The sequence below is a fragment of the Pseudomonas sp. FP198 genome (genome assembly GCF_030687895.1).
In the GTDB taxonomy this organism is placed as follows: domain Bacteria; phylum Pseudomonadota; class Gammaproteobacteria; order Pseudomonadales; family Pseudomonadaceae; genus Aquipseudomonas.
The window spans coordinates 3288539-3311707 of record NZ_CP117452.1; the positions used below are offsets into that span (position 1 = coordinate 3288539).

A 23169-nucleotide genomic window follows, 5' to 3' on the forward strand; every position below is an offset into this window, starting at 1 on the left:
GCGAGGGAGCTTGCTCCCGCTTGACCGGGCTGGCGCTCCAGTGCGAAGCGCTCACAAAAAGGGGTCTGCTTCGCAGCCCAGCGGGAGCAAGCTCCCTCGCCACGGGCTCATCGTGTCCTTGAGAGAATTGTTCTTATCGGTGGAAAACCAAAGCCAGTTCCATGCCAAGCATGTGCAAGCGGTATTCAGCGGCCCTGATATCCAGGGGCGCCAATAAAGACCCGGAAAGCACCACCTGCCCCGCCTCAACGCGCTGCCCGTCGGCCAGCAAGCGCCGCGCCAGCCAGCACAGATTCGCCACCGGAGTGTCTTCACGCGCCAGGACGTTACCTTCGCCGCAAGACACCCCGTCACACACCAGGCGATAGTTCACTTCGCACAGTCGGTCGGGATCAAAACCTACCCGTGGGCCCAGGCAGTACAGCCCCGCGGCGGCATTGTCGGCCAGGAACGCGCCGACACCGAAACGCCAGCCCTGCCAGCGGCAATCGGCGATCTCGAACGCTGGCGCGACCTCCGACACGGCGGCGAGGAGGTCCTCGTCACTGTAAAAACCGGGCTCCAGCGTACGCCCGAGGACAAATGCCAGTTCGATTTCCAGCTTCGGCTGGATCAGCCGTGCAAGCGCCACCGCACTGCCGGGCTCCACGGCCATGGCATCGGTCAAGCCGCCCAATACCGGCTCATCGAGCCCGAAGCGTTGCTGCGCCGCGCGGCCGGCGAAAGCGACTTTCCACCCGCTCAACTGCTCTCCGTCGGCCTGGCGTCGGCGCAACGCCTCGCGCTGCAAGGCGTAGCCCTTCGGTAAATCGAAAGCCTGTGGTTCCAATGAAGGCAAGGCATGTACCGCCTGCGCGGCGTCGTGAAGCCGGACCAAAAGATCATCTTCACGCCTCATGACAGTTGCTCCGCCAGTTTGCGCAACACGCCGTCAAGCCGCTCGGGCGTGGTGATCGCCGCGACAAACCGATCCGGCCGCACCACCACGATGCAATCGCGCACCCTGGCAAACCACTCACCCAGACGATTATCAACGTCTTCAATGCATAGGGCGCCTTCGGCCGCCAAGGGCTGGTTGCGCCCCGCGCCACTGCGCGAACGATTGATCTGGATGAAGCGCGTCTCCCAGCGCGCCCACCAGGCCGCGGTTTCTTCGCCCAGGTGCGCGGCCGGATTGACCCGATAACCGAGCACCGCGTAGGAATGTCCCAGCACCTCGTCCAGCTGTCGACGCTGCCCTTGGGCATCTTCGATTGAAGGCTGGATGAACAATTGTCCGACCAAGTCATCCTCGTGCAGCTCGGCGCGCTCGTGGTAGACCAGGCCTTTGGTGATGGTCGCCTTGGGTTTGAACTTGAACTCCAGCAAGTGCGAGCGCAGGTTGTCGACGCTGTTCACCGCCTGGAACAACCAGTCCCGCACGCCGGCCATCAGTGGGTTGGTCAGGCCGAGGACCGCGCCCATGTTGTCGGCCAGCGCGATGAGGTCCGTCGCATGACCACGACGCTCCTGGTCGTAACTGGCGAGAATCGCCGGTGATGCCCGGCCCTGGAGGATCGCCGCCAGTTTCCACGCCACGTTGACCACGTCACGCAAGCCCGAGTTGAGTCCCTGCCCGGCCCAGGGCGGGGAAATGTGCGCCGCATCGCCCACCAGCGCCACGCGGCCGGCGACAAACCGCGCCGCCACTCGCGAGTTGTGGGTGTAGGCGCGGATCCGGATGATTTCCAGCTGATCCACCGCATCGCCGATATGACCACGGATCAGCTGCCGGATCGTTGTTTCTTCGCACATGCGGGCCTCGTCCTCGCCTTCCAGCAGCATGAATTCCCAACGACGTTGCTGGTACGGCAAATAGATGCACACGAAGGGCCGCTGGGGATCGGCATGCAGGGCGGTGTACGGCGCATCCAGGGTGTCGTTGGCCGTGTCGACCACCACCCATTTGCGCGGATGGGTCAGCCCCAGCAGCTCGATACCGAGTTTCTTGCGCACGCTGGAGCGGCCGCCATCGGCACCGATCACGTACTGTGCGCTCAACTGATACAGCTCACCCTGGGCGTCGCGCACCTGCAAGGTCACGCCCGCTTCATCCTGCTCCAGGTCGAGCATTTCATGGCCTTGACGCAGCTCGACGCCCGCGTGCCGACCCAGCTCTGCGCGCAAGGTCGTTTCCAGCAACTGCTGCATGAAGATATTGCGCATCGGCCAACCGTAATGGGCCGCGCTTGGCTTGACCTCGGCAAAACACACGCCCCGCGCGTTGTAGTAACGCAGCGGCACGTTGCAGATCATGTCCCGCGCGGCCAGTTCGGCAATGCCGATGCCTTGCAGCACGCGCAGCGCCTCATCGTCCATGCCCACGGCGCGCGGATACGGCAGGATGCCGTCAGCCAGTTCAAGGACGATACAGTCGATCCCGTACAGCCCCATGTAATGCGCCGCCGTGATCCCGTTCGGGCCGCCACCAACGATGACCACCTGGGTTTTGTCCTGCTTCATCGCTATTCACCGCTTTTTTGTTGTTTTGCGAAAGTTGCTTGCGAAAGTTGCTTGTGAAGTTGGCCGCGCAGGTAGTCCGCGACGATACGGTTGAAGATTTCGCCCTGGTCGTCATGGACATAATGGCTGGCATCGGCGACTTCTGCTGTCTGCACATGCGCATTGGCTTCTTTCATCGCCGCCAGGGTCGCCTGCGGCAGAAAATCCGAACGTGCGCCACGGATGAACAGCGTCGGGCAGTCCAGCGCCCGCACCGCGGGCCACAGATCAGTCGGGGTGATGCTCAGGCGCGCCTCGGCAATGCCCTTCTGATCATGACGCCATTCGATGCCCGTCGGCGTCTGCTTCATGGAAAAGCTCAATCGGGACGCTAGCGCATCGGCCGACAGACCTGGTCGCGACTGCCGCCAGAACTGCGCGGCGCTGTCCCAGTCGGGAAACACCAGCGGCGTCTGGCTCATCTCGCGGCGGATACGTTCGGCGCCCTCGCCACGGATCGACGAACCGGGGCCGATGTCCTCGATTACCAGCGCGTGCAGTCGCCCGGGATTGAGCCGGGCGTACTCCAGCGCATTGGCGCCGCCGAGGGAATGGCCCACCAGGACAAAACGCTCCAGGCCCAGATGAGCCACCCAATCCTCCAGGTCGCTCACATAACTCTCGGTGCGATAGCTGGACGCCTCGGCCCAGTCACTCTCGCCACGGCCGCGCTGATCCAGCGCATGGCAGGCGTACTGCTCGCCCAGCGCAGCGGCCAGCGGCGCCCAGGTCCGGGCGTAGGAGCGCAGCCCATGGAGCAGCAGCACCGGAGTTGCTGACGGGTTGCCCCAGCGCACATAACGCAGGCGCATCCCCGTCCGATTGGTGAAGAACTGGCTGTTTGCCGACATACGTTTGCTCCCGCGATCAGCGCGCTTCAGTACAGGCCGTCGTTACCCTTGACGTCCGCTGCCTGGAGGCCGCCAAGACGCGCATGCAGACGTCCGCGCGTGGCGAAGGCCCAGATGATGATCAACTCGTCCGCTGAAGGACCGTCACCGAACGAAAGCGAAATGCTGTCGTAGTGCGAACGCACATACAGCGCGTCCTTGTGGGCCAGCGGCACATCGATAGTCGAACCAGGCCCACCGCGCTTGCCGGTGGAAGGCACCCAGGATTTGCCGCCGCCCAAGGCCAGGCGAATCGGGTCCGCCGCCGGGTTGGTCAGTAACGCATTGCCGTGTTCGTACTCACCCTGGCTGCCCACCAGGCAAGCCTTGCCGTAGCTGATAATGTGCCGCTCGCCCGCCAGTGCCTGGATACGCCGGCCAAATTCCTCGCCCAACAACGGTGACGGTTCGATCAGCTCGACCAGGCTCTCGCTGAAGCGTCCGGCATAAGGATTGGCGATCACCGCGCCGATGGCGTATTTGAACAACGGCTCGCCATCGGCGAGCTGGCCGGTTTCGTTGGCCAGGGTTTCCTCGACGAAGCTGTACCATTTGCGGATGTGGTAGCTGGCGAAATTCGCGGTTTTCATAACGGAAGCCTCTTTCAAAGTGGGTCGAGATCGAAGTGCCGGCTGGGCGCGCCAGCGGCCTTGAAGCGGGCCTTGCCGCGCTCGTCGTCGTGTTCGGACTCGAGGAAAAATTCCATGCGATTGCCATCGGGGTCGTTGAAATACACGCCGTTGCCGATCTCGTGATCGGTGATTTTCACCACCTCGACGCCCTTGTTCAGCAACATGCCGTAGAGCTGGCGCAGGGTGGTCATGTCACCCGCGATCTCCAGCCCGTAGTGCTGCAATCCCAGGCCGCCCTGATGGGCCCCCGGTGCTGCGCGGATCAGGGCGATGTCGTGGTGCTTGGCACCGAAGGCCATCATGATCCAGCTTTCACCGCGGGCACTTTCATGCATGCCCAACACATCGGCGTACCAGCGCGCCGACACTTCAGGGTCACTCACGAACAGCGATAGATGAGTACGAACGACCTCGACTTTCATCGCGCGATACCTCAGTTTTTCTTGACGATGGATTGATGCCCGGACTTGATCTGCGCCACGGCGGGCGTCCAGAGCACATCAGCAATTTCGCTGAATTCACGCCACTGCTTCTGCCAGCCATCACCGCCGTTCTCGGAGGTGAACAGGTGTCCGTACTTGGTGCCGGCGACGATCTGGCGCGGGCCAGTCGGGTTGAAGGCAATCGCCCAGACACACGAGTTGGGTTGTTGCGACAGCGGCAACACTTGCCAACTCAAGGCCGCGTCCCGGGAAACCAGCACCTTGCTGGTGGTGCCTGGCGTGCCGTCGGAGATGCTCAGGTAGAGGGTGTCCTCGCTGCCCAGCGGCGCATTCATGGCGCGCACGTAATACAGGCCGAAGGTTTCCCGGGCGACAATGCCGGTCCAGGTCTGCCCCTCGTCGAGGCTGCGGTAGACGGCGTTGACGCAGACCACCACGATGACTTTTTGCCCATGGTTGGGCAGGACCAGAATGTTGTGCACATCCGAGTTGTAGTCCCACAGCAAGCGGTCATCGACGCGGGTCCAGTTGTCGCCGCCATCGCGGCTGTGAAACAGCCCGCCCTCTTCCAGGCCGAACCAGAGCTGGTTGCGATCCGTCGGGTCGTAGGCGAAGGCCAGCAAGCGTGGACGACTGACGCCGTCGCAGAACTCCGGGATCTCAACCGGGGCACGATCCCAGCTCTGGCCACCGTCGAGGGTGCGCCACAGCACCGCCCGGGAAGGCGCGCCGGTGCCGACGAAAATGCGTTGTGCGTCCTGCGGATCCACGGCGACCTTCCAGACGGTTTCGCCATTGAACGGCGAATCCACCCGCTGCCAATAACCACCGGCATCCCGGCTGATGCACAGGCCGACGTCGGTGCCGGCGTAGATCACTTCGGGAGTGCCTGGGTGGAAACTCAGGGACCGGGTGATTGCATCGAATTCCAGGTCCTGGCCCAGGCCCAGGCGATGCCAGGTGCGACCATCGTCGGCGCTGCGGATGACCGCCTGCCCTACGGTGGCGACTAAAAGCGTTCCGTTACTCATCACTGCTGCTCCTCAAATGAAGATGCCACGGGTCAGGCCGCCATCGATGCCGATGGATTCGCCGGTCACCGCGCCGGCCTTGGGGGACGCGAGGAAACCGATCAGCCAGCCCATTTCGATCGGCGCCAGGGTGCGCCGGATCGGCGTCGCGTCGATGTAGCCCTGCTCCACCTGCTCAGGCGTCTTGCCCTGCTTGACCCCTTCGCGCTCGTACAGCTCCTGGATGTGCGGGGTGTCCACCACGCCGGGGTGAATCAGGTTGACGGTGATGCCGGATGGGCCCAACTGATCGGAAAGGGTCTTGGTCATATGGGCGATGGCCAGGTTGCGCATGCCCGAGAGCACCTTGCTGCCGCGCCCGGTCAGGCCACCGATGTTGATGATGCGACCGAAGCCGCCGGCCTTCATGTGCGGGGTCACGGCCTTGGCGCACCGAAAATAGCCGATCACCTTGGTGTTCAGGTCCGAGAGCAATTCGTCGTCGCCGGCATGCTCGATGTCGTTGCGCACCACGCCGGACGGGGCCGCGGCGCCGTTGACCAGGATGTCGATCCGGCCGAAGTGCTTGTGGGCGGCCTGGACCATGTCGGACACGGCCGACATCTGGTTGGTGTCACAGAACAACGGCAGCACTTGGTTGCCGGTTTCGGCGGTGATCTCCTCGGCGGCTTGCTGGAGATACTCCATGCGCCGCGCGCAGATCACTACCTTGCAGCCTTCCTGGGACAGAAAACGCGCGACTTCCTTGCCGATGCCCATCCCACCGCCGGTGACGATTGCCACGCGGCCTTGCAATTCCAGATCCATAGCAGTTCCTCTTGTGATTATTCGCTCAGGCCAGATCGACAAAGACACTTTTGGTTTCGGTGTACGCATCGATCACGTTCTTGCTCATTTCCCGTCCCCAACCGGATTGCTTGTAGCCACCGAAGGGCGACGCCGGGTCGACGACGTTCCAGCAGTTGATCCACACCGACCCGGCCTTCAACTGCGCGGCCACGCGATGGGCGGAACGCAGGTCACGGGTCCAGAGACCGGCCGCCAGCCCGTACGGCGAGTCGTTGGCGCGCAGTACCAGTTCGTCGATTTCGGTCCAGCTCATGACGGTCAGCACCGGGCCGAAGATTTCCTCCCGGGCGACGCAGGCGCGCTCGGCACGGTCAAGAAAAACGCTGGGGCGGATGAAGTGGCCCTGCTCCAGGTGTTCTGGCCGATCGCCGCCGCAGATCAGTTCGGCGCCCTCCTCCTGGCCCCGTTGCAGGTAGCCACGGACCGTGCCCAATTGCCGGGCCGAGACCAGCGGGCCCATGCTGCTGGCCGGGTCCAGGCCTGGCCCGAGGACATGCGCGGCCGCGTGGCGCTGGAGTTCTTCAAGCACCTGGTCGAGGACGCTGGCGTGTACGTAGAGACGCGAGCCGGCGGTGCAGACCTGGCCCTGGTTGTAGAAGATGCCGTCGGCGGCACCCTTGGCGGCCCGGACGATATCGGCGTCCGGCAAGATGATGTTCGGCGACTTGCCACCCAGCTCCAGGGAGACCTTCTTCATGTTGCCGGTGGCCGCCTGGGCGATCAGCCGGCCGACCTGGGTCGAGCCGGTGAAGGCGATCTTGTCGACGTCCGGATGCCCGGCCAGCGGTGCGCCGGTCTGGGCACCGAGGCCGGTGAGCAGGTTGACGACGCCGGCCGGGAAGCCGGCGGCCTCGATCAACTGCACCAGGCGAATCGCAACCAGGGGCGTCTGTTCGGCGGGCTTGAGCACCGCGACACAACCGGTCGCCAGCACCGGGCCGAGCTTCCACACGCACATGGTCAACGGGAAATTCCACGGCACGATCAATGCGCAGACGCCCACCGGTTCGCGCAGGGTGTAGTTGAGCATCGGTGCGCCGCTGGCGGGCGACACCGGCAGCGTGCTGCCTTCGATCTTGGTCGGCCAGCCGGCGAAGTAGCGAATGATGTTGGCCGCGCTCGCCGCTTCTCCACGGGCCGTGGCAATCGGCTTGCCGTTTTCCAGGGTGATCAGTTGCGCCAGCTCTTCGCGATGCTGATCGAGCAACTCCGCCAGACGAAACAGCAACAGGCCGCGCTGGGCCGGCGAGTGCTGCGCCCAACTGCCGGTGAAGGCTGCGCGGGCGGCAGCGACGGCGGCGTCGACGTCCCGCTCAGCGCCTTCGGCCACTTCGGCCAGGGTCTGTTCGGTGGCCGGGTTTTCCACGGCGAACCGGCGGCCGCTGGCGGCGTCCTGCCAGGTGCCGCCAATGAACAGGTGCCCCGGCTGCGACAGGAACTGCTCGACGGCAGGTAACAATTGGATCTGGCTCATATCCGCTCCTTCACAGCGCCATTTCGATCAGGCACGGGCCGCCATCGGCCTTGGCGTTAGCCAGGGCGCGCTGCAACTCACCATTGGTATGCACCGTGCTGGCCGGTATGCCGTAGCCTCTGGCCAGGGCTTTCCAGTCGATGCGTGGACGGTCCAGCACCGTCAGGCTCAGGGCCTCGGGGCCCAGCTCGGTCATGCCGAAGCGGCGCAGTTCGTTCTGCAAAATCGCGTAGCGATGGTTGGCTGCGATCAGGATCACCACCGGCAATTGTTCGCGGGCAATACTCCATAACGTCTGGATGGTGTACTGGGCGCTGCCGTCCGATTGCAGGCAGAATACCTTGTTGCCCCGCTCGGCCATGGCGGCGCCGAATCCCACCGGAATCCCCTGGCCAATGGCGCCGCCGGTATTGGTCAATACGCGATGCCGCGCGGCATGGGCCGAGGCGGTGAAAAACGGATAACCGCACGTGCCGCCTTCGACGGAAACGATACTGTCGTCCGGCAGCGACGCGGCCAGCACCTGCCCGACCGACTGAGGCGTCAGTTCAGCCTCGGCGGCGGGCAGCTCGATCCCGATCGGCGTAGGTATATGCGCCGGCGCCTCAAGCGCATCGGCCAGTGCCGTGAGCGCTTCGGCAACGTCGTCGCCCACCTCGGCCAGGCACAACAGCCGCTCACGCTCCGCCAGTCGCGACGCAATGCCTTCGTAGCCGAAATAACTGATGGGCTCGGGGACGCCGGCGCAGACCACGGCGTCGTATTGGTCGAGGATTTCGATGGCCACTTCGGGAAAGTAAGGCAGGCGATCCAGGTCCGGCAGGCCACCGCCGCGATAGCTCAAGCGCGGGAAGGTTTCGGCGAACATCCGCACGCCGGCCAACCGGGCCAGGCGCCCCGCCGCTTCCAGGCCGGCAACCGAGAGGCCCTGGTCGCCAACGATGAACACCAGCCGCCGACCGTCACGCAGCGCCCGCGCTACTGCCTCGACCCGATCACCGGCAAAGCGCCGGACCGGGGCCTGCAAAGAGCTGAAGGCTTTCTCCCGCTGCACCGGGCTGGCTTGCAGATCCATCGGCAGTATCAGGCTGGCGATCTGGCCCTTGGCTTGCCAGGCGGCGCGCACCGCTTCCTGGAAATCTTCGCCGATGCCCGCTGCCGTGCGCGAGGTGCGCACCCAGCCGGATACGCTCCCGGCCAACGCCTGGATATCACTCGCCAGCGGCGGATCGTAATTGACGTGCCATGAGGCGTGGTCGCCGATGACGTTGACGATCGGCGTGTTGGCGCGACGGGCGTTGTGCAGGTTGGCGATGCCATTGGCAAAGCCCGGCCCGAGGTGGGTCAGGGTCATCGCCGGCTTGCCGGCAATCCGGCCGTAACCATCGGCGGCACCGGTGCATACCCCTTCGAATAACGACAACACCGGCTTGAGGGCTGGCGCGCTGGCCATGGCCGCCACCAGGGGAATCTCGGTCGTCCCGGGGTTGGCGAAGCAGTACTCGATACCGCTTGCCACCGCCGCCTTCACTATCAGTTGCGCACCATTCATTTCCAGCCCTCTTCATCGAGCGTTTGCAGTGGCTGAGATTTATCACATATGAAAATCGACAAAACAAGTTATTTTTTTATCATTAAACTCGTATTTTGAGATTTATGTGATTTTATAAAGCTTAAACGTCGACCCTGAGGCTTGTATTTCTCAGGCATTGAGTTACCTTGGCAGCGCACGCATGGACGATCTCGCAGGCTTTTCATCAGCGACGCGCCTACCTATAGTGCTCACCCAAACGGCCACCTACGCGCCACTCCCCCTTTAGGAGCGAAATGAGCAGCCTGAGCAAAATGCTGAGCGTCCTGGACCTCTTCGGCCCGGATCGACTGAAGATCGACCCCGACACCATCGCCGAACGCATGGGCCTGTCGCGGGCGACCGTGTACCGCTACGTCAAGGACTTGTGTGATGCGGGCCTGTTGACCCGGGTGGATGCCGGCAGCTACGGCCTGGGGCCGCGCATCATCGAGCTTGACTGGATGATGCGTCAGTACGACCCGATCCTCGTCGCCGGGCGCGAGCTGATGCATGAGCTGTCCGAACAGACCGGCCTTGCCGTGTTCGCCAGCGTTTTTTATGACGGTCACATCATCAATACCTACATTGCCGACCCGAATGACACCTACCAGTTCTCATTCGGCCGCGGCCACCCGCTGCCGTTTTTTCGCGGTGCCCAATCCAAGGTATTGATTGCTTTCCAGAAAGGTCGGCGGCTGCAACGCCTGTTCGACGAGCACCTGGCCAACGATCCCGCGAACACCTACGACTGGGCGGGTTTTTCCAAGGCGACAAAAAAGATCCGCAAGGATGGCTATTGCCTGACGCACGATGAGCTCAACCAAGGGCTGACCGGTATCGCGGCGCCGATCATCAATCCCGGGCTCGATGAAGTGGTGGGCAGCCTTTCGGCCGTCGGCAGCACCCACAGCTTCAAGCTGCTGCGCCAGGAAACCGTGATTGAAATGGTCATGGACACCACCCGGCGGATTGCCGAACGAATGCAAAATCCGCCCGCTGTCGGCTAAACGCCGGGAACGTTGTATTTCTCAAGTGAAACAACCCCTGTGGCGAGGGGATTTATCCCCTCACCACAGGGTTTTGCAAACATCCCCAAAACTCAAAACGGCATCGCCACCGTCACCTGGCTGTATAGGTTGGTGCCGTTACCGCTCACCTGATTGCCGCCGTTTGTCGCATCCCGATCCGGTTTGTAGAGGCCTACCAGCGGCGTGATGATCAGGTGCTCGTTCACCGCCCACTCGGCGTACAGGTCCAGCTCCCGGGCATCCAAGTTCACGGCGTTGTCCTTACGCAGCGTGTTGAAGTCGAAGTACAACGCACCGAGGGTCAGGTTCTCCAATGGCCTGGCGGTCAGGCCGAGATGGTGGATGCCGGTATTGCTGTTGAACGGGCCGGCGTAGTTCCCCGCGACTTCGCCCTGGAACCAGGTGCCGTAACCGCTGCTCTGGCCGGTGAACAGCGAGCCCCATTTCTGCGAATAACGGGTGTAGCGGTAGGTCAGCTTCGGCGTCCAGGCGATATCGGCAAAGGTGTAGCCGGCCTCGGCGTACCAGGCGTTCTGCGGACCGGCGTCCTTGTCTTGCCAGGCGTATTCGAAGGCCAGGCTGGCGTTCTCGATGCCGGCATTGCCCTCGCCGCGAATACTGTAGACGTCCATGCCCTTGCGCTGCCGCTGGAAATCACTGGCCCAGCGGTCGTTCACGTCCAAGCCATGTACCCAGGTCAGCCCCAACGTACCGGCCCGGGTGGTGTAGTCCAGCGTACCGGCGGCCAATTCGGTGTCGGCCTGGGCGCGGTTGTCGGACTTGAGCCACAGCACGCTGCCGTGCAGCCCGTCCTGCCCACCCAGGCGCAACACGGCGGTTTGGTCGAACGCATGCCGGGCGGCCAGGTAATAGGCGCCACCGCGGTTCAAACGCCCGTCCGCCGGGCCTTTGCCCAGGTTCGGCCCGTCATCGTTGATGAGGAATCCCCGGCCCAGCTTGACCACCTGGCGGCCGCCGGAGATATCGATACCGTCTTGTCCCAGCACCGGGAACAGGTCGGCGGAGCGCCAGCCCAGGTAAGCGTCTTCGATCTTCGTCGTGCGCTCGCTGCCCAGCGTATTGCCGGCCGCGTCACCATCGCCCCAGGTGGCCGAACTGACCAGGTTGAACGCGCCGTAGGCGGTGCCATGACCGGCCAGGCCTTGGTCGCCGCTTAATCCGTACTTGATGAAGCCCTCACGCCAGGTGGAACCGCCGGACCTACCGTCGTAATTCTTGCGGCTGTTGAAATGGCCGAACACCGCGAGCATGTCGGCGTTGAGGTGCGTGTCGTCATCGGCATACAGCTCATAGGCCTGAACCGGGCCCGCGGCGCAAAGCGCCAGCGTGCAGGCAAGACCACTGCCGAAAAATTCCATACGCGCTAGGGACCGCATGGCTGAGCTCCTTGTGGTGCGCCTTTACAGGCTGTTTTTTATTAGGGGAGCCGGCGCAGCACGCTATGCCGGTGGGTCAGGTCAGCGGCAGTTGGCGAGCGCCTCATCCAGCGCGTCGACCATCAAGCCGGCCTCATCGGAGGTGAGGGTCAGCGGCGGCGAGAGGACGATCTTGTTACCGATCGGGCGCACCAGCACGCCGGCGCGGCGCGCATGCTCAGCGACGCGCGAGGCCAGCCCGGTGGCCGGGTCCAGCGGTTCACGGGTGGCCTTGTCCGCCACCAGGTCGAGGGCGATCATCAAGCCCTTGCCGCGCGCTTCGCCGACCACCGCGTGACGTTCAGCCAACGGTTGCAGTTGCTCCAGCAACTGGGCGCCGACGTTGCCGGCGTTGCGCGGCAAATCTTCGGCCTCGACGATGTCCAGCACCGCCAAAGCCGCGGCGCAGGCGGTCGGGTGTCCGCTGTAGGTGTAGCCATGCATGATCACGCTGCTGAAACCCGGCCCGTTCTCGATGGCCTCGACGATGCGCCGGTTGAACACGGTAGCGCCCATGGGCACGTAGCCGGCCGTGATGCCCTTGGCCAGGCACAGTACGTCTGGCGCGACGCCCCAGCCACGACTGCCGAGCATGCAGCCGGTGCGGCCGAAGCCGGTTACCACTTCATCGGCGATCAGCAGGATGCCGTGGCGATCGCACACCTCGCGCAGGCTTTTCCAGTAATTGGCCGGCGGGACGATCACGCCGCCGGCGCCCTGCACTGGCTCGGCGATCAGCGCGGCGATGGTCTGCGCACCGAGCAAGGCGATCTGGTCCTCCAACTGACGAATGCAATGGGCGGTGAGCTCCTGCGGGTCGCGGCAGTCCCAGGGGTTGCGGTACAGCCAGGGCGTGTCGAGCAAATGGCAGCCGGCCAACAGCGGCCCGTGATTGTAGTGATAGACGCCGTTGCCACCCACCGAGGTGCCGCCCATGTGCACGCCGTGGTAACCGTTGCGCAACGACAGAAAACGCGTGCGTCCGGGTTCGCCGCTGGCGATCCAGTATTGTCGGGCCATTTTCAGCGCCGTCTCGACTGCATCGGAACCACCGGAACTGAACAGCACCCGCTCCATGTTTTCCTCGGCAAACATCGACGTCAGCCGCTCGGCCAGATCAAACACCCGAGGATGCGCGATGCCGTCGAAGGTCTGGTAATACGCCAGCTCATCCATCTGCGCGGCGATGGCCGCCTTCACCGAAGCACGGTTATGGCCGACGTTCACGTTCCATAAGCCGCCGACACCGTCGAGCATGCGATGGCCTTCGATGTCGGTGATGTAGTTGCCGTCGCCCCGGGCAATGACCAATGTCTTCGAGCGGTTCGCGGGGGCCGATGAACTCATCGGGTGCCAGAATTTCTTTGGCGCTGTCTTGTAGTGCTCGTACATGGTTGCAGTCCTCACTGTGTTTCACGCTTGCGTACGTACAGCAGTTGCTGGCCGGTGAATTCCAGCAACCCCTCAAGGCCGAACTCGACGCCGAACCCGGACATCTTGCTGCCGCCAAACGGCGTATTCGGCTGGATCTGCGCGTGGCAGTTGACCCAGGCCACGCCGCTTTCGAGGCGACTGGCCAATGCTTGGGCCTGCTCGATATCGCTGCCCCAGACCGAGCCACCCAAGCCCATGTCGCCGGCATTGGCGCGGCGCAGGACATCCTCGACGTCCTGATAGGCGATCAATGGCAACACCGGGCCAAACTGCTCCTCGTCCACCAGGCGATGGCCATCGGTGACGTCGGCGACCAGGGTTGGCGGGTAGAAAAAGCCCGGCCGGTCCAGTCGCGCACCGCCACACAGCACCCGCGCGCCATGCCCACGGGCATCGGCTACCAGCGCCTCCACCAGCGCCAATTGTTCAGGGTTCTGCACCGGGCCGAAGGTCACCTCCGGCTCCAGGCCATCGCCCACTACCTGGCGCGCCGCAATGCGCGTCAACGCATCGGCAAAGGCCTCGTATTGGGATTGATGGACGTACAAACGCTTGAGGGCGGCGCAGGTCTGGCCCATGTTGAGGAAGGCCGCCTGGAAAATATCCTCGGCCACCGCCTCGACCGGCGTGCCGGGCAGCACGATCGCCGCATCGTTGCCGCCCAGCTCCAGGGTCAGGCGCTTGAGGTTGGCGGCGGCGCCGCGCATCACACTCTGGCCGGTGGCGGTCGAGCCGGTGAAGACAATCTTCTGAATGCCGGCGTGAGAGGTAATCGCGCTGCCAAAACCTTGTTCACCGGTCACCACATTGATCACGCCATGAGGCACATGACCGGCGATGATTTCCACCAGCCGCAGGGTGCTCAAGGGTGTCAGGCTTGAAGGCTTGCTGATCACGCAGTTGCCGGCCCGCAACGCCGGCATGATGTGCCAGACGGCGATCATGAACGGCCAGTTCCACGGTGTGATCGAGGCCACCACGCCCAGGGGTTTGCGATGCAGCTCGATGCGCTGGGTCGGAGTCTCTTCCACCAGTTCGATGGGAATCTGCTGCTCGGCGGCATAGCGGGTCCAGGCCGCCGCGCCCATGACTTCGGAGAACGCCAGCGCCAGCGGCTTGCCCTGTTCCAGGACGATGAGCCGGGCCAATGCGTCGGCCTCCTGCTCGATATCATCGGCGATATCGAGCAAGCGTCGGCGGCGGTCTTCGTGGCTGCTGTGGCGCCATTCGATAAAGGCCGACTGCGCCGCTTCGACAGCAAGGTCCAACTGGGCCAGGGAACCGGCCGGGCAACGGGCGAACGCGGTACCGGTGGCCGGATTGAGCACATCGAAGTGGCCATTTTCACCGTTGACCGGGAGCCCATTGATGAGCATTTGATAATCGTGCATGGAACCTTCCTTTCACGCGCTGCCGAACCGTGCGGAACCGCAGCGAACGGGTTTTCTGGGTGATTGGCCTTGCCGGGCTGGCGCCTAGAGCTTGTGGCTACCCAGCGCGCTGTATCGCTCGGGCGCGACCTTGCGCAGTCGGGTGGCGAGGAACACGCCGACGATCAGCGCGACGGGAATGACGGCGCACAGGCCGTAGGACAAGAGCTGGCTGGCGCCGGTCAGCACATCGAAATGCAGCACGGCAAGGGCCAGCACCGCGAGTAACGCCAGGCATGAAAAGCCGGGAAGGATCCGACCGCGCCACAGCCCGAGTTTCAGTTCCGGGTGTTTGCGGCAATAGACCAGCACCGCAGCCGAAGTGAGCGCCATGAGCAGGATGACGCAGAGGGTGGCCAGGTTGGAGAACCAGGCGAACAGTTGCAGGATCGGGTCGGCGTCCAGCGCGGCGAAAATCAGCACCACCACCGCGGCAATCAGGCTTTGCAGGACCGAGCCCATGTGTGGACTCTGGTGTACGCGATGGGTCGTCCCCAACCGGCTGTGCAGCAGCCCGTCCCGGCCGATGGCGTAGAAGTAACGCGCCGCGGCATTGTGGAACGCCAGCAGCCCGGCGTAGATGCTGACCATGAACAGCACGCGGATGACTTGGGTCAGCTGCGGGCCGACAAAATGATCGGACAGGCCGTAGATGAACGTGGTCGGATCCTGCAGCGCCTGCAGGGTCGGGACGATCTTGTCGGCCCCGACGCCGATGACCATGGCCCAGACCGACAGCGCATAAAAACCACCGATCAACAGCACCGACGCGTAGGTGGCAATGGGAATCGTGCGCTGCGGGTTCCTCGCCTCCTCGCCGTAGATGGTCGTGGCCTCGAAGCCGATGAATGCGGCAAAACAGAACAACAGGCCGATTGAAGGCGTGCCGCTGAATACGTGGCTGCGGTCGAATGAATCGAGGTTGATGCCACTGTCGCCACCGGACTTGAGCATGGCGAAGTCCAGCGTCAGGATCGCCAGGTATTCGGCGATCACCACCACCGACAACACACGGGCCGACAGGTCGATCTTGCGATAGCCGAGAATCGCAACGCTCGCCATCGCCAGCAACGAATAGGCCCACCACGGCAATTCCAGGCCGAACATGCTGGCCATCGTGCCGCTGACCACGCCGCCGAACATCCCGTACAGACCGACCTGGAGAATGTTGTAGGCAAACATCGCCAACACCCCTGCCGCCCCGCCCGCCAAGCCACCAAGGCCACGGGAGGTAAAGGCGTAGAAACCGCCCGCGTTGGTCATGTGCCGGGACATGGCGGTGTATCCCGCCGAAAAGGCCAGCAACACCAACAACGCCAGAAGCAGCAGCGCGGGCGTACCGGCGCCGTTGCCGAGCATGATGCCGATGGGAAAGCCACCGGCGATCACGCTCAGGGGGCTCGCCGCTGAAATCACAAAGAAGATGATGAAGCCGACGCCCAGGGCGCCGCGCTTCAACTCCGTCGAGCTATTGATCGGGAAAGATACGCTCATTGTTCTTGACCTTATTGTATGAGGCAGTATTGCGGGTTCGGGACGGCCAACGGCGCCGTTCGCCAAAAGCTTATTGTTCTGGTTGTACGCTGGAACCGATGCTATGCCCTCGCCAGAACCCTCCGCTATCCCAAAACGGCAGCATCCGAAGCGATGCCCCAAAACTGCTCAGCCTGTTTGGCCCGGGAACATGGTGGACCTGTGGCGAGGGGATTCATCCCCGTTGGGCTGCGAAGCAGCCCTGAAGCAGTGAAATCAATCTTCCCGGCACACAGAGCGTGCCTGGTTTGGGGCCGCTTCGCAGCCCAGCGGGGATAAATCCCCTCACCACAAATTCAGCGTGCTCTTGAGTGATGCGTATTGGCTCAATGACGACGCGCAGACGCTGCCGATTCGGGATAACCGGGCGGCGTTTCCTGCCGCAAGATAGTCTGGCCCGCCGTTCAAACGCTGTTGGGCCCAAAACAATAAAAATCCCCAAGCGCAGGAAACCTCAGCATGTTCTTCGCTCGTCTCTCTATCCAATGGCGGATCACGCTATTGAGCGGCCTGTGCCTGCTCGCCGTGGTCGGGGCGTTGACCGCTGCCTCGCTGTATCAGAACCAGCAAGGCGCCACGCTGTTGAAACAGCAAAGCAGCCAGTTGCTAGGGCAATCGGCCTTGGAGGGCCTGCGGGCACAGGCCCTGGCACACGGTCAGCGGGTGGAGCGTTTTTTCAGCGAAACAGCGATTTATGGCGAAGGTTTTGCCCAACAAGTGCTGCAACTGCGCGCCCAGGCATTGCACGGGCGACTGACCCCAGGGCAACTGCGCCAGGACCTGATCGCCGCAACGCGCCAGGCCCTTGCGAATCGCGAAAAAGTCCTCGGTTTCTACGTGGTGCTGCTTCCCGATGCGCTGGCCGGTCCAGACGCCGGTTTCGCCGGGCAGCGCGACCTGGCCGGCAACGAAAACGGCCGCTTTGCCCTGTACTGGTCACAAAGCCAACCCGGCCATCTGGTGCAAGAAGTGCTCAGCGAAGCCCAGATCAGCGCCGACACCGCGCCACCGGGCAGCGAGCCGGCAAACGCCTGGTACATCTGCCCGCAGACCCAGGGGCGCACATGCGTGACAGAGCCCTACGCGATTGAAGTCGAAGGCCGGAAGACCCTGATGAGCAGCATTTCCATACCGCTGCTGGACGAGGGCAAGATCATCGGTATCGTCGGCATGGACATCAGCCTGGATACCCTCCAGCAACTCGCCGTCAGCCTTGCCGATGACTTGTACCCCGGCCACAGCGAGATCCGTATTCTCTCCCCCTCCGGGCAGATTGCCGGCCACAGCGGCGCCGTGGCGGGCACTTCGGTCGATGTGCAGCAGACGGTGCAGACCGTTCCGGCCAACAATCCCTGGCAATTGCAGATACGTGTGCCGGAAGCACTGGTGCAGGCGCCCGCCTTGCACATGCAGGCGCAACTGGACGACAAGCAGCGCCAGTCCAACGGGTTCAACCTCAGCCTCGGGTTGCTCTGCGCCGGTCTGGGCCTGTTGCTTGTCTGGCTCAGCGCATACGGCGTGACCCGGCCACTGCTGAGGGTGGCGCATATGCTCGATGCGATTGTCGAAGGCGACGGTGACCTCACCCAGCGGCTGCCGAACACCCGGCACGATGAACTGGGCCGACTGGCCGACGGCTTCAATCGTTTTCTCGACAAACTGCAACCGATCATCCGGGATATCCAGCAAGCCTCCCTCGACACCCGGGAGACGGCCGACACCTCGGCGCGGGTTGCCCGCGAAGTCAGCGCGGGCATGCAGCAGCAATACCGCGAGGTAGAACTAGCGGCGACGGCATTGCACGAAATGAGCGCCAGCGCCCAGGAGGTTGCCCGCCATTCCCACCAGGCCGCCGATGCCGCAACGGTGGCCGAAAATGCCAGCCGATCGGGGCAGGAAATGTTCGCCAATGCCGTCAGCAGCATCGATACCCTGGACCAGCGGCTGGAGGCGACGCTTGGGCAGGTCAGGACACTGGCGGACAACAGCCAGCAGATCAGCCAGGTGCTCGACGTCATCTGCGCCATCGCCCAGCAAACCAACCTGCTGGCCTTGAACGCCGCTATCGAAGCGGCCCGCGCCGGCGAACAGGGGCGCGGCTTCGCGGTGGTGGCTGACGAAGTCCGGCATCTGGCGAGCAACACCCAGAACTCGGTCGAGCAGATACGCACGGTGATCGAAGCGTTGCAGCAACTGAGCCAGGACGTGGTGCACAGCACCCAGTCGAGCCGCGAGCTGGCCAGGGGCAGCGTGGTCCAGGTCGAGCAGACCCACGGGGCACTGCAACGTATCACCCGGGCCGTGGAAGTGATCGAACAGATGAACCAGCAGATCGCCAGCGCAGCCCTGGAACAAAGCTCGGTGGTGGAAGACATCAGCCATCGGGTGAGCGGCATTCGCGGCATCAGCGAAACCTTGAGCGGCCAGATGCACGAAGCCTCCGAGGCCAGCCACTCGCTGCATGCCATGGCCAACCATCAACAGCAGCTGGTGGAGCACTTTCGGATCTAGCCTGGTTACACAATTTCACAGAGCGCCTACAAAGCTTCACCCCTGACCTTGGCTCCGGTCCCTACCATGGGCGGTTCAATATTGGGGAAGCACCATGTCCAAGATTCCTTCCGTCACACTGGGCCTGTTGGTCGGGGCGTTGCTGAGCGGCTGTGACAGCGCCTCGCCCCCGGAAGAATCCGCGCCGCTGGCAAGCGTGCGTATCGAGACCGTCCAGGCCGGGCCGCTGTCGATCAGCAACGAACTGAGTGGCCGTATCGCCGCGCCACGGGTGGCCGAAGTCCGTGCACGGGTAGCCGGCGTGGTCTTGCAGCGAGTGTTTCGAGAGGGTCGCGACGTCAAGCAGGGCGACGTGTTGTTTCGCATCGACCCGGCGCCGTTCAAGGCCGACCTGGACAGCGCCGAGGCGGCGTTGCGCAAGGCCGAGGCCAATGCGTTCCAGGCCCGGTTGCAGGCGCAGCGTTATGCCCAGTTGATCGATGACCAGGCGATCAGCGGCCAGGAATATGACAATGCCCGGGCCGCCGTGCGCCAGACCGCAGCCGACGTCGCCGCCAACAAGGCGGCCGTTGAACGGGCGAAGCTGAACCTGGGCTACGCCACGGTGACCGCACCGATTTCCGGGCGCATCGGCCGGGCCCTGGTGACGGAAGGCGCGCTGGTGGGACAGAACGAAAGCACGCCACTGGCGCTGATCCAGCAGTTGGACCCGATCCACGCCGACCTCACCCAATCGACCCGCGAACTCAATGAACTGCGTCGCGCGTTCCGTGCGGGGCAGCTGCAAGCCGTCGGCCAGGGCCAGGCCAAGGCCACTTTGATCCAGGACGACGGCAGCCCTTATCCGCTGCCGGGCAAGTTGCTATTCACCGACCTCAGCGTCGACCCGAGCACCGGCCAGATCACCCTGCGCAGCGAGTTTCCCAACCCCGACCTCGATCTGCTGCCCGGCAGCTTCATTCGCGTGCGCCTGGAACAGGCGGTCAACCGCCAGGGCATCACCGTGCCGCAACGGGCGATCCTGCGCGACAGCGCCGGCGTCGCCCAGGTGCTGCTGCTGGACGCCGAGCAGAAGATCAGTCAGCAACCGGTGCAACTGGGCGCGGCGCAGAACGATCGCTGGATCGTCACGCAGGGCTTGAAGCCGGGCGATCGCATCGTCGTCGAAGGCCTGCAGCACGCCCGCCCCGGTGAACAGGTCCGGGTCGACGACGCCCCTCTCCCCCTCGCCCAGGTTCCCGGGCCACAGGCAGGACACTAAGCCATGCCGCATTTTTTCATCGACCGCCCCGTCTTCGCCTGGGTCGTCGCGCTGTTCATCCTGCTGGCCGGGATCCTGGCCATTCCGCAACTGCCGGTGGCGCAGTACCCGGTCGTGGCTCCGCCGCAAATCGAGATCTACGCGGTGTACCCGGGCGCTTCGGCGCAGACGGTGGACGAAAGCGTGGTCAGCCTGATCGAGGAGGAGCTCAACGGCGCCGACAACCTGTTGTATTTCGAATCCCAGAGCAGTCTCGGCAGCGCGACGATCACCGCGACCTTTCAACCGGGGACGAACCCGGAACTGGCCCAGGTCGACGTGCAGAACCGCCTCAAGGCCGTGGAGTCGCGCCTGCCGCAAGCGGTGACCCAGCAAGGCTTGCAGGTGGACAAGGTTTCCGCCGGCTTCCTGCTGCTGATCACCCTCACCTCCAGCGACGGCAAGCTCGACGACGTGGCGCTCAGCGATTATCTGGCGCGCAACGTGATGAACGAGATCAAGCGCCTCGACGGTGTCGGCAAGGCCCAGCTGTACGGTGCCGAGCGAGCCATGCGGATCTGGATCGACCCGCAGAAGTTGCTGGGTTTCAACCTGACCCCGGCTGACGTCAACGCTGCCATCGTGGCGCAGAACGCCCAGGTCTCGGCCGGCAGCCTCGGCGACCTGCCGAGCCGCAGCACCCAGGAAATCACCGCGACCATCGTCGTCAAGGGCCAGCTCTCGACCCCGCAGGAGTTTGCCGACATCGTGCTCAAGGCCAACCCCGACGGTTCCACGGTGCGCATCGCCGACGTCGCGCGGGTGGAAATCGGCAGCCAGGAATACCAGTTCTCCACGCGCCTGAACGGCAAGCCATCCACCGCCGTGGCCGTGCAGCTGTCGCCAGGCGCCAACGCGCTGAACACCGCCACCCTGGTGCGCGCGAAAATGGACGAGCTGTCGCGCTACTTCCCCGCCGGCGTGGCGTACAAGATTCCCTACGACACGTCGCCGTTCGTCAAGGTCTCGATCACCAAGGTGGTCTATACCCTCGGCGAGGCGATGTTGCTGGTGTTCGCGGTGATGTTCCTGTTCCTGCAGAACATCCGCTACACGCTGATCCCCACCCTCGTCGTGCCGGTGGCGCTGATGGGTACCTTCGCGACCATGCTCGCGCTGGGGTTCTCGATCAACGTGCTGACCATGTTCGGCATGGTGCTGGCCATCGGCATCCTGGTGGACGACGCCATCGTGGTGGTGGAAAACGTCGAGCGGATCATGGTAGAGGAAGGTCTGTCGCCCAAGGAAGCGACACGCAAGGCCATGGGCCAGATCACCGGGGCGATCATCGGTATCACCCTGGTGCTGGTGGCGGTGTTCATTCCGATGGCGTTCATGCAGGGTTCGGTGGGCGTGATCTACCAGCAGTTCTCGCTGTCGATGGCGACGTCGATCCTGTTCTCGGCCTTTCTCGCGCTGACCTTGACCCCGGCGCTTTGCGCGACCTTGCTCAAACCGATCACCCAAGGCGATCACCATGCAAAGGGCGGTTTCTTTGGCTGGTTCAACCGTGGCTTCGACCGGTTCGGCAACCGCTACCAGGGTTGGGTCGCCTACGCGATGAAACGCAGCGGCCGCTACCTGCTGATCTATGGCGTGCTGCTGGTGGGCATGGGCCTGCTGTTCAGCCGCTTGCCCTCCTCGTTCCTGCCGGTTGAAGACCAGGGCTATACCATCACCGACATTCAGCTGCCGCCGGGTGCCAGCAAGAATCGTACGGTTCAGGTGGTGGAGCAGATCGAGGCGCACAATGCCGGCGAGCCTGGGGTCGGCGACAGCACCGTCATCCTCGGCTTCAGCTTCTCCGGCAGCGGGCAAAATGCGGCCCTGGCGTTTACCACGCTGAAGGATTGGTCGCAGCGCGGTGGCGACGATTCGGCGGCGTCCATCGCCGATCGCGCCAACCAGGCCTTCGCTGGAATCAAGGACGCCATGGTGTTTTCCGTGCTGCCACCGCCAGTGGACGGCCTCGGCACCTCCAGCGGTTTCGAGTTCCGCTTGCAGGACCGCGGCGGCCTTGGCCACGCCACGCTGATGCAGGCCCGCAGCGATCTGCTCGCCGCCGCGGATAAAAGCCCGGTGCTGATGAATGTGCGCGAAAGCGCCCTGGCGGAAGCGCCGCAGGTGCAACTGGAAGTGGATCGGAAACAGGCCAATGCCTTGGGCATCTCCTTTGCCGACGTCGGCAGCGTATTGTCCACGGCGGTGGGCTCAGCCTACATCAATGACTTCCCGAACCAGGGCCGCATGCAGCGGGTGGTGGTCCAGGCCGAGGGTGACCAGCGCAGCCAGGTCGAGGACCTGCTGAAGATTCACGTACGCAACAGCAGCGGGAAGATGGTGCCATTGTCGGCGTTTGTCCAGGCGCGCTGGACCCAGGGGCCGGCACAGTTGACTCGCTACAACGGCTATCCGGCGGTGAGTATTTCCGGAGAACCGGCGCCGGGCTACAGCACCGGGCAAGCCATGGCCGAGATCGAACGGCTGGTGGCCCAGGGGCCCAAGGGCATGGGCCAGGAATGGACCGGCCTGTCCTTGCAGGAGCGCTTGTCCGGCAGCCAGGCACCGGTCCTGCTAGGCCTGTCGCTGCTGGTGGTGTTCCTGTGCCTGGCGGCGCTGTACGAGAGCTGGTCGATTCCGACCTCGGTGTTGCTGGTGGTACCGCTGGGCGTGCTCGGCGCCGTAATGGCTGTGTCGTTGCGTGGCATGCCCAACGATGTGTTCTTCAAGATCGGCCTGATCACCATCATCGGCCTGTCAGCAAAGAACGCCATCCTGATCATCGAGTTCGCCAAGAGCCTCTACGACGATGGCCATGACCTGCTCGACGCCACGCTCCAGGCCGCGCGCCTGCGCCTGCGGCCAATCATCATGACCTCGCTGGCGTTCATCCTCGGCGTGGTCCCGTTGGCGATCGCCACCGGGGCCAGCTCGGCGAGCCAGCAGGCGATTGGTACCGGCGTGATCGGAGGGATGATCAGCGCCACGCTGGCGGTGGTGTTTGTCCCGGTGTTTTTCGTGGTGGTGATGAAGCGGGTCGCGCGCAGCAAGCCCGATTGAGGGT

At 63.8% G+C, this 23169-nt stretch carries 16 protein-coding genes and 2 pseudogenes; 5 read left to right on the plus strand and 13 right to left on the minus strand.

All coding sequences use genetic code 11. The features are described 5' to 3' along the window. Positions 1 to 133 precede the first annotated feature (133 nt). From PSH78_RS14825 to PSH78_RS14865, 9 genes are read right to left on the minus strand one after another with little or no spacing between them, the layout of a single operon-like run. Positions 134 to 898, minus strand: coding sequence for a 2-keto-4-pentenoate hydratase (locus PSH78_RS14825; RefSeq protein ID WP_305495043.1), 765 nt, complete (start codon positions 896 to 898; stop codon positions 134 to 136). Further along, positions 895 to 2502, minus strand: a complete 1608-nt coding sequence (locus PSH78_RS14830) for a bifunctional 3-(3-hydroxy-phenyl)propionate/3-hydroxycinnamic acid hydroxylase (protein ID WP_305495044.1) — start codon at positions 2500 to 2502, stop codon at positions 895 to 897. Before PSH78_RS14830 ends, PSH78_RS14825 begins: the two co-directional genes overlap by 4 nt. A gap of 2 nt (positions 2503 to 2504) precedes the next feature. Further along, positions 2505 to 3392, minus strand: coding sequence for an alpha/beta fold hydrolase (locus tag PSH78_RS14835; RefSeq protein ID WP_305495046.1), 888 nt, complete (start codon positions 3390 to 3392; stop codon positions 2505 to 2507). 26 nt (positions 3393 to 3418) lie between these two features. After that, on the minus strand, positions 3419 to 4021 hold the full coding sequence (locus PSH78_RS14840; protein WP_305495047.1) for an amino acid synthesis family protein: 603 nt from the start codon (positions 4019 to 4021) through the stop codon (positions 3419 to 3421). Positions 4022 to 4035: 14 nt separating this feature from the next. Further along, positions 4036 to 4485: a VOC family protein gene (locus PSH78_RS14845; RefSeq protein ID WP_305495050.1), complete on the minus strand. Its 450-nt coding sequence runs from the start codon at positions 4483 to 4485 to the stop codon at positions 4036 to 4038. A gap of 11 nt (positions 4486 to 4496) precedes the next feature. Continuing rightward, a complete protein-coding gene (locus tag PSH78_RS14850) occupies positions 4497 to 5537 on the minus strand; it encodes a YCF48-related protein (RefSeq protein WP_305495052.1) in 1041 nt (346 codons plus the stop codon). A gap of 12 nt (positions 5538 to 5549) precedes the next feature. Next, positions 5550 to 6344, minus strand: a complete 795-nt coding sequence (locus PSH78_RS14855) for an SDR family NAD(P)-dependent oxidoreductase (RefSeq protein ID WP_305495054.1) — start codon at positions 6342 to 6344, stop codon at positions 5550 to 5552. Positions 6345 to 6369: 25 nt separating this feature from the next. Next, positions 6370 to 7860, minus strand: a complete 1491-nt coding sequence (locus PSH78_RS14860; RefSeq protein ID WP_305495056.1) for an aldehyde dehydrogenase family protein — start codon at positions 7858 to 7860, stop codon at positions 6370 to 6372. Between the two features lie 10 nt (positions 7861 to 7870). Further along, positions 7871 to 9412: an acetolactate synthase large subunit gene (locus PSH78_RS14865; RefSeq protein WP_305495058.1), complete on the minus strand. Its 1542-nt coding sequence runs from the start codon at positions 9410 to 9412 to the stop codon at positions 7871 to 7873. 275 nt (positions 9413 to 9687) lie between these two features. On the opposite strand from PSH78_RS14865, the gene PSH78_RS14870 reads away from it, so the two are divergent. Continuing rightward, on the plus strand, positions 9688 to 10440 hold the full coding sequence (locus tag PSH78_RS14870) for an IclR family transcriptional regulator (RefSeq protein WP_305495061.1): 753 nt from the start codon (positions 9688 to 9690) through the stop codon (positions 10438 to 10440). 92 nt (positions 10441 to 10532) lie between these two features. Here the strand turns inward: PSH78_RS14870 and PSH78_RS14875 are convergent, their stop codons facing one another. The 4 genes from PSH78_RS14875 to PSH78_RS14890 all read right to left on the minus strand — a co-directional run bounded on the left by PSH78_RS14875 (position 10533) and on the right by PSH78_RS14890 (position 16255). Continuing rightward, entirely contained in the window at positions 10533 to 11858 is a 1326-nt protein-coding gene (locus PSH78_RS14875) for a hypothetical protein (protein WP_305495063.1), read from the minus strand. An 81-nt stretch (positions 11859 to 11939) separates the two neighbouring features. Next, a complete protein-coding gene (locus PSH78_RS14880) occupies positions 11940 to 13289 on the minus strand; it encodes an aminotransferase class III-fold pyridoxal phosphate-dependent enzyme (protein ID WP_305495065.1) in 1350 nt (449 codons plus the stop codon). A gap of 11 nt (positions 13290 to 13300) precedes the next feature. After that, the gene (locus tag PSH78_RS14885) at positions 13301 to 14722 is read right to left on the minus strand and encodes an aldehyde dehydrogenase family protein (RefSeq protein ID WP_305495067.1); all 1422 of its coding nucleotides are present in this window, start codon (positions 14720 to 14722) and stop codon (positions 13301 to 13303) included. A gap of 84 nt (positions 14723 to 14806) precedes the next feature. Further along, on the minus strand, positions 14807 to 16255 hold the full coding sequence (locus PSH78_RS14890) for an APC family permease (RefSeq protein ID WP_305495068.1): 1449 nt from the start codon (positions 16253 to 16255) through the stop codon (positions 14807 to 14809). Between the two features lie 498 nt (positions 16256 to 16753). On the opposite strand from PSH78_RS14890, the pseudogene PSH78_RS26660 reads away from it, so the two are divergent. The 4 genes and pseudogenes from PSH78_RS26660 to PSH78_RS14905 form a co-directional block, all read left to right on the plus strand. Further along, a pseudogene (locus PSH78_RS26660) lies at positions 16754 to 17899 on the plus strand (methyl-accepting chemotaxis protein); the annotation flags it as partial. A gap of 309 nt (positions 17900 to 18208) precedes the next feature. Then, a pseudogene (locus PSH78_RS26665) lies at positions 18209 to 18805 on the plus strand (methyl-accepting chemotaxis protein); the annotation flags it as partial. Between the two features lie 94 nt (positions 18806 to 18899). After that, positions 18900 to 20066 (plus strand): efflux RND transporter periplasmic adaptor subunit, encoded by a 1167-nt coding sequence (locus PSH78_RS14900; protein WP_305495072.1) that lies wholly within the window; start codon positions 18900 to 18902, stop codon positions 20064 to 20066. Positions 20067 to 20069: 3 nt separating this feature from the next. Further along, positions 20070 to 23165 carry an efflux RND transporter permease subunit gene (locus PSH78_RS14905; protein WP_305495073.1) on the plus strand — a complete coding sequence of 1032 codons (3096 nt, stop codon included), beginning with the start codon at positions 20070 to 20072 and terminating at the stop codon, positions 23163 to 23165. The last annotated feature ends 4 nt before the right edge of the window (positions 23166 to 23169 follow it).

Bases quoted from the DNA above. Each gene is read 5' to 3' on its own strand.
- PSH78_RS14825 (WP_305495043.1), bottom strand. From the start codon at position 898: ATGAGGCGTGAAGATGATCTTTTGGTCCGGCTTCACGACGCCGCGCAG.
- PSH78_RS14830 (WP_305495044.1), bottom strand. From the start codon at position 2,502: ATGAAGCAGGACAAAACCCAGGTGGTCATCGTTGGTGGCGGCCCGAAC.
- PSH78_RS14835 (WP_305495046.1), bottom strand. From the start codon at position 3,392: ATGTCGGCAAACAGCCAGTTCTTCACCAATCGGACGGGGATGCGCCTG.
- PSH78_RS14840 (WP_305495047.1), bottom strand. From the start codon at position 4,021: ATGAAAACCGCGAATTTCGCCAGCTACCACATCCGCAAATGGTACAGC.
- PSH78_RS14845 (WP_305495050.1), bottom strand. From the start codon at position 4,485: ATGAAAGTCGAGGTCGTTCGTACTCATCTATCGCTGTTCGTGAGTGAC.
- PSH78_RS14850 (WP_305495052.1), bottom strand. From the start codon at position 5,537: ATGAGTAACGGAACGCTTTTAGTCGCCACCGTAGGGCAGGCGGTCATC.
- PSH78_RS14855 (WP_305495054.1), bottom strand. From the start codon at position 6,344: ATGGATCTGGAATTGCAAGGCCGCGTGGCAATCGTCACCGGCGGTGGG.
- PSH78_RS14860 (WP_305495056.1), bottom strand. From the start codon at position 7,860: ATGAGCCAGATCCAATTGTTACCTGCCGTCGAGCAGTTCCTGTCGCAG.
- PSH78_RS14865 (WP_305495058.1), bottom strand. From the start codon at position 9,412: ATGAATGGTGCGCAACTGATAGTGAAGGCGGCGGTGGCAAGCGGTATC.
- PSH78_RS14870 (WP_305495061.1), top strand. From the start codon at position 9,688: ATGAGCAGCCTGAGCAAAATGCTGAGCGTCCTGGACCTCTTCGGCCCG.
- PSH78_RS14875 (WP_305495063.1), bottom strand. From the start codon at position 11,858: ATGCGGTCCCTAGCGCGTATGGAATTTTTCGGCAGTGGTCTTGCCTGC.
- PSH78_RS14880 (WP_305495065.1), bottom strand. From the start codon at position 13,289: ATGTACGAGCACTACAAGACAGCGCCAAAGAAATTCTGGCACCCGATG.
- PSH78_RS14885 (WP_305495067.1), bottom strand. From the start codon at position 14,722: ATGCACGATTATCAAATGCTCATCAATGGGCTCCCGGTCAACGGTGAA.
- PSH78_RS14890 (WP_305495068.1), bottom strand. From the start codon at position 16,255: ATGAGCGTATCTTTCCCGATCAATAGCTCGACGGAGTTGAAGCGCGGC.
- PSH78_RS14900 (WP_305495072.1), top strand. From the start codon at position 18,900: ATGTCCAAGATTCCTTCCGTCACACTGGGCCTGTTGGTCGGGGCGTTG.
- PSH78_RS14905 (WP_305495073.1), top strand. From the start codon at position 20,070: ATGCCGCATTTTTTCATCGACCGCCCCGTCTTCGCCTGGGTCGTCGCG.